This is a genomic window from Muriicola sp. (assembly GCF_041567615.1).
GTDB lineage: Bacteria > Bacteroidota > Bacteroidia > Flavobacteriales > Flavobacteriaceae > Muriicola.
Genome location: NZ_JBFGBM010000184.1, coordinates 1 through 5,089, shown reverse-complemented (window position 1 = coordinate 5,089; position 5,089 = coordinate 1). Strand labels below are relative to the sequence as shown.

Genomic DNA, 5,089 nt, shown 5'->3' with positions numbered 1-5,089 from the left:
GATCGAGGAGGTACTTCGTTCAGACAAAAAATTTTCCATGGATGAAATGATGGCCCTGCAGGTAGATTACCTTTCCCTCCCGGCCAGAACCCTGGTGCCTATGCTTTCCGGACTCCGGTTGAAAGGCCAGGCCGCAAAGGCACGGGATCGACTGCTTTCGTGGGATTTCAGACTGCTTCCCGAAAGTGTGGAAGCTGGGATCTATGTGGCTTTCGAACGGGAATTGCGGAAAAAGGCGGATGAAGAATTTATTCCGGATAAGGCCAAAGGGATCATAGGGGGAATTCAGTTAAAAAGAGTGATGGACTGGATCCAGGCTCCCGAAACCCGTTTCAAAGAACCTGCGATCAGGAGGCGGGACGAATTCCTCACCAAGACATTTAGGGCATCGGTTGAACACCTTAGGGAAACCCTCGGTGAGGATATGAACTCATGGCGCTATGGACAGGAAAAATACAAGCACGCCTATATCGTGCATCCGCTGGGAAGGGCCATCAGTAAACCATGGGCAGATTCCCTGAACCTGGGGCCTGTGCCCAGGGGAGGGAACGGATTTACCCCGGGTTCCACGGGCGGTAACAACCGCCAAAGCAGCGGGGCCTCGTTCCGGATGGTCATCAGTACGGGCGATTGGGATAAGGCTGTGGGGACCAATGGTCCCGGCCAGTCCGGCGACCCGGCCAGTCCTTTTTACGACAATCTGTTTAGGCCCTGGGCAGAAGACAGGTACTTTCCCGTATACTTTTCAAGGGAGAAGATTGATTCTGTGGCCGTGGAGAGGGTTAGATATATGCCGGACTAACAGATGGGTTTAAGGCCCGGTAAGTTCTGTGAACAGACTTTCCAGGTTCTTGTTCTTGCGGCTCAGCTGCAGGGTTTTCAGTTTGTTGTCATGGGCGAAGTCGAATACGGCCGGCCTCATATCCTCCGAATGGCTGAAGGTGATCTCATAGACAAATCCTGTTAGATTCTTCACATGAGTTACATGGGGAATTTTAAGCAGGAATGCCTCTTCTACCCTGTAATCAAATTCCACTTCAATGATCTGTTCTTTCCCTTCGCGTAGCTCCTTAAGGGTTTTGTCGGCTACCAGTTCCCCTTTATTGATGATCAATACCCTGTCGCAGACCGACTCCACCTCTTTCATGATATGGGTTGAAAGGAGGATGGTCCTGTCCTTTCCTATCTCCCGGATCAGCCTTCGGATCTCCAGCAGCTGATTGGGATCCAGCCCTGTTGTAGGCTCATCGAGAATGAGGACTTCCGGGTGGTGCAGGAGGGCAGCGGCCAGGCCTACCCGTTGGCGATACCCCTTGGAAAGCTGCCCGATCTTTTTGGCAGCTTCTTTTTCGAGTCCCACCTGCTGTATGCTTTCTGAAACTGCGCCTTTGGGCACGCCGTACAGCTCGGAAATGAACATCAGGTATTCCTTTACGTACATTTCGAGGTAGAGGGGGTTGTGCTCCGGGAGATACCCAATGCTCCTCTGTACCTGCCTGGCTTCGGTCATCACATCGTGGCCGTTCACCCAGGCCCTGCCTTCATCAGCACTGAGGTACGTAGTAAGGATCTTCATCAGGGTGGATTTCCCGGCTCCATTGGGCCCGAGGAAACCCACTACTTCACCCTTGTCTATCCTGAAGGAGACATTTTTCAGGGCGGGCTGTCCCTTATAGGCTTTGCTCAGGTTTTTGACTACGATCGACATGTGTTTGTTTTTCGCCCTAAAATTAAAGAAAGTGCACAGAATTTGCAGCTTATATCCCCGTGTTTTAGTGGATGTCTTTACTGGATCAAGATCAGGGAAAGGAAAATTATGCATAAGGAAGGATTGAAGAATTTTCATCAAATACACCACTTTGAAACATTTTTTACAGTTTTCTGGCCTAAAAAAGGCACAATGAAAAAAAAGAGATCCAAAATGTCGGATTCTCGATTTAATAATTACCTTAGCAGGAGTTTTAAACAAACGCAATGAAATTGAATACCTGGAACAGCTTTTATTTTTACTTCTTTTTTCAAAGGGGAAAGGGACTGTTGTAGCCAGGTGTGATACCGTATATATGAAGTCCCGTAGAAATCGGGACTTTTTTTTTTTGAATATCAGCCGTGAAGAAACGAATCGCCATTCAGGGAATTAAGGGGTCTAACCACCATCAGGTGGCCCATGAATATTTTGGTCAGGACATAGACCTGGTGGAATGCCTTTCCTTCCACGGCCTGGTAGATGAACTCCTTGCCGGCAATGCTGATAAGGGTGTCATGGCCATTGAAAATTCCATAGCAGGATCTATCATCCCGAACTACGCCCTGGTCTATGAAAACGGACTCCACATCATCGGGGAGCACTACCTCAACATCCACCACCACCTGATGGGGCTGAAAGGCCAAAAGCTCTCCGATCTGCGAGAAGTGCGTTCGCATCCCATGGCCTTGCTGCAATGCCGGGAATATCTCAAAACCCAGCCACATATCAAGATGGTGGAGGATGTGGATACGGCTGAGACCGCAAAACGAATACAGGAGGGCCGGTTAACCGGGATAGCCGCCATTGCCCCCAGAGTGGCAGCAGAATTGTACGACCTGGAGATCATCGCCCCGGAGATACAGACCATCAAGAACAACGCCACGCGGTTCATCATCGTGAAAACCACGAATAAGGAATTGCCCAGGGAGACCATCAACAAGGCATCCCTCAGGTTCCTGACAGACCATAAAAGGGGCAGCCTGGCCACGGTCCTGAACGTGATGAGCGATTGCAACCTTAACCTGACCAAAATCCAGAGCCTGCCGATCATCGAAACACCGTGGAAGTACGCTTTTTTCGTGGATGTGACCTTTGAGGAGTACGAACATTTCGAAAAGGCAAAATCCCTTCTGAAGATCATGTCTGAGGATTTCAGGGTTTTGGGGGAATACAAAAATGTGAGGATATGATAAGCACAGCAGACAGGCTCAATACGGTCGAGGAATACTACTTTTCTCGCAAGCTGAAGGAGGTCAGGGGCCTGGCAGCTGCCGGTCGCCCCATCATCAACATGGGGATCGGCAGTCCGGACCTTGCACCTTCGGATGACGTGCTTCTTACACTCAGGGATGCTATTTCAGACAATGGTGCCCATCAGTATCAGAGTTATCAGGGATTGCCGGAGCTAAGGCGGGCCATAGCCGATTTTTATATGGACAAATTCGGGGTCTCCACGGATCCCGAAACGGAGATTCTTCCTTTGATGGGCTCCAAAGAAGGCATCATGCATATCAGCATGGCCTTTCTCAATCCCGGGGACGAGGTCCTGATCCCGGACCCCGGATACCCCACCTACCAGGCTGTTACCCGTCTGGTTGGGGCAGAACCCAGGCCATACGCACTAACCGAAGAGGATGGGTGGTTTCCGGACCTGGGGCAACTCGCCAAAGAGGACCTGAACAAGGTAAAACTCATGTGGGTGAGCTACCCTCATATGCCCACCGGGGCCACGGCAACCAAAGAGCAATGGCAGTCCCTTGTCGATTTTGGTAAGAAGCACAATATCCTGATGGTCAATGATAATCCCTATAGTTTTGTGCTGGGCTCAGACCCCAGAAGTATCCTGCAGGCTGAGGGTGCCAGGGAGGTGGCCCTGGAACTTAATTCCCTGAGCAAGACCTTTAATATGGCAGGCTGGAGAGTGGGGATGGTCCTTGGCAATGCAGCACATATCCAGGCGGTGCTTAAGGTTAAAAGCAATATGGACTCGGGCATGTTCTACGGGATCCAGAAAGGAGCGGTTGCTGCCCTGAAAAGCGGGAAGGCATGGTTCGAAAAACTGGATAGCATTTACAATGAGAGAAGGGAGCATATGTTCCGCCTGGCCAGCCTGCTGGGATGTACCTATGATCCTGGGGCTGTGGGCATGTTTGTCTGGGCGCGTTTGCCGGAAGGTGCGCCCCGATCGGAGGAATTCATAGATAAGCTTTTATACGAGAAGGATATTTTTGTGGCCCCTGGGACTATTTTTGGCGAGCAGGGAGAAGGGTATATCAGATTCTCCCTTTGTGTGAAGTCGGAAAAGATCGAAGAGGCCATTGCAAGATTTAAAAAAGAGAAATGAAAATTGGAATCATAGGTGTGGGTTTGATCGGGGGTTCTTTTGCCATGGACCTCAGAAAGTTGCTTCCCGAGGCTGAATTCTTCGGGATGGACAGCGATCCTGCCCACCTTCATAAGGCCCTGGACCTGGGTATCATTGATTCGGAGGGAAATGGGTCGTCCCTTGAGGAGGCAGACATCGTCTTTCTGACCATTCCTGTTGATGCAGCCGTCAGGGAACTGCCGCGGTTGCTCGATACAATTGGGGACGAGACCCTGGTGATCGATGCCGGTTCCACCAAGAAGCAGATCTGTGAGGCTGTGGCCAACCATCCGAAAAGGAGGAATTTTATGGCCAGCCATCCCATTGCCGGAACCGAGTTTTCCGGCCCTAAAGCTGCCATGGCAGGGTTGTATGACGGGAAGACAAACATCATCTGCGAGGTGGAGAAGACAGCGTTTAAATTACAGGAGAAGGCGCTGGACCTCTTCTCGAGGATTGGGATGCGGATCCGCTATATGAACCCCGAGGCGCACGACAAACACATCGCCTATGTGTCTCACCTCTCCCATATCAGCTCTTTTATGCTGGGGAAAACGGTGATCGAGAAGGAAAAGAATGAACGAGATATCTTTGATATGGCGGGAAGTGGTTTTGAATCCACCGTCAGACTGGCAAAGAGTTCGCCAGCCATGTGGACCCCTATCTTTGAGCAGAATAAAGAGAATGTTTTAGAAACGCTCCGGGAATATATTCACAACCTGGAGGAATTCAGAAAGAAACTGGCCCAAGAGGACATGGCCGGTATATATAAAGAAATGGAGGATACCAACAAGATCAGGGAGATCCTCAAAGGAATACCATTGAACAAAAAAGAATCATAGTTATGGAAAATTCAAGTGAGTTGAGAAAATGGCTGGATGACATGGCCCTTCCACACCCTCTGGTGATCGCGGGCCCCTGCAGTGCCGAGACAGAGAAACAGGTAATGCAGATCGCTCATGATCTCAAGGATACAG

Annotated in this window: 5 protein-coding genes and 1 pseudogene; 5 read left to right on the top strand and 1 reads right to left on the bottom strand. The window is 50.3% G+C overall.

Translation table 11 applies throughout. The features are described from left to right. The coding region (locus ABYP73_RS11260) for a penicillin acylase family protein (protein WP_372974387.1) at positions 1 to 802 on the top strand (802 nt) is incomplete at its 5' end. A 9-nt stretch (positions 803 to 811) separates the two neighbouring features. On the opposite strand, the gene gldA is transcribed toward ABYP73_RS11260, so the two are convergent. Beyond that, complete coding sequence (gldA, locus tag ABYP73_RS11255) at positions 812 to 1,708, bottom strand: gliding motility-associated ABC transporter ATP-binding subunit GldA (protein ID WP_372974386.1); 897 nt, start codon at positions 1,706 to 1,708, stop codon at positions 812 to 814. A gap of 401 nt (positions 1,709 to 2,109) precedes the next feature. Here gldA and ABYP73_RS11250 point away from each other — a divergent pair, with 401 nt between their 5' ends. The 4 genes and pseudogenes from ABYP73_RS11250 to ABYP73_RS11235 form a co-directional block, all read left to right on the top strand. Beyond that, on the top strand, positions 2,110 to 2,937 hold the full coding sequence (locus tag ABYP73_RS11250; RefSeq protein WP_372974385.1) for a prephenate dehydratase: 828 nt from the start codon (positions 2,110 to 2,112) through the stop codon (positions 2,935 to 2,937). Beyond that, entirely contained in the window at positions 2,934 to 4,091 is a 1,158-nt protein-coding gene (locus ABYP73_RS11245) for a pyridoxal phosphate-dependent aminotransferase (RefSeq protein ID WP_372974384.1), read from the top strand. Before ABYP73_RS11250 ends, ABYP73_RS11245 begins: the two co-directional genes overlap by 4 nt. Beyond that, on the top strand, positions 4,088 to 4,954 hold the full coding sequence (locus ABYP73_RS11240) for a prephenate dehydrogenase (RefSeq protein ID WP_372946498.1): 867 nt from the start codon (positions 4,088 to 4,090) through the stop codon (positions 4,952 to 4,954). Before ABYP73_RS11245 ends, ABYP73_RS11240 begins: the two co-directional genes overlap by 4 nt. Positions 4,955 to 4,956: 2 nt before the next feature. After that, a pseudogene (locus ABYP73_RS11235) lies at positions 4,957 to 5,089 on the top strand (3-deoxy-7-phosphoheptulonate synthase); the annotation flags it as partial.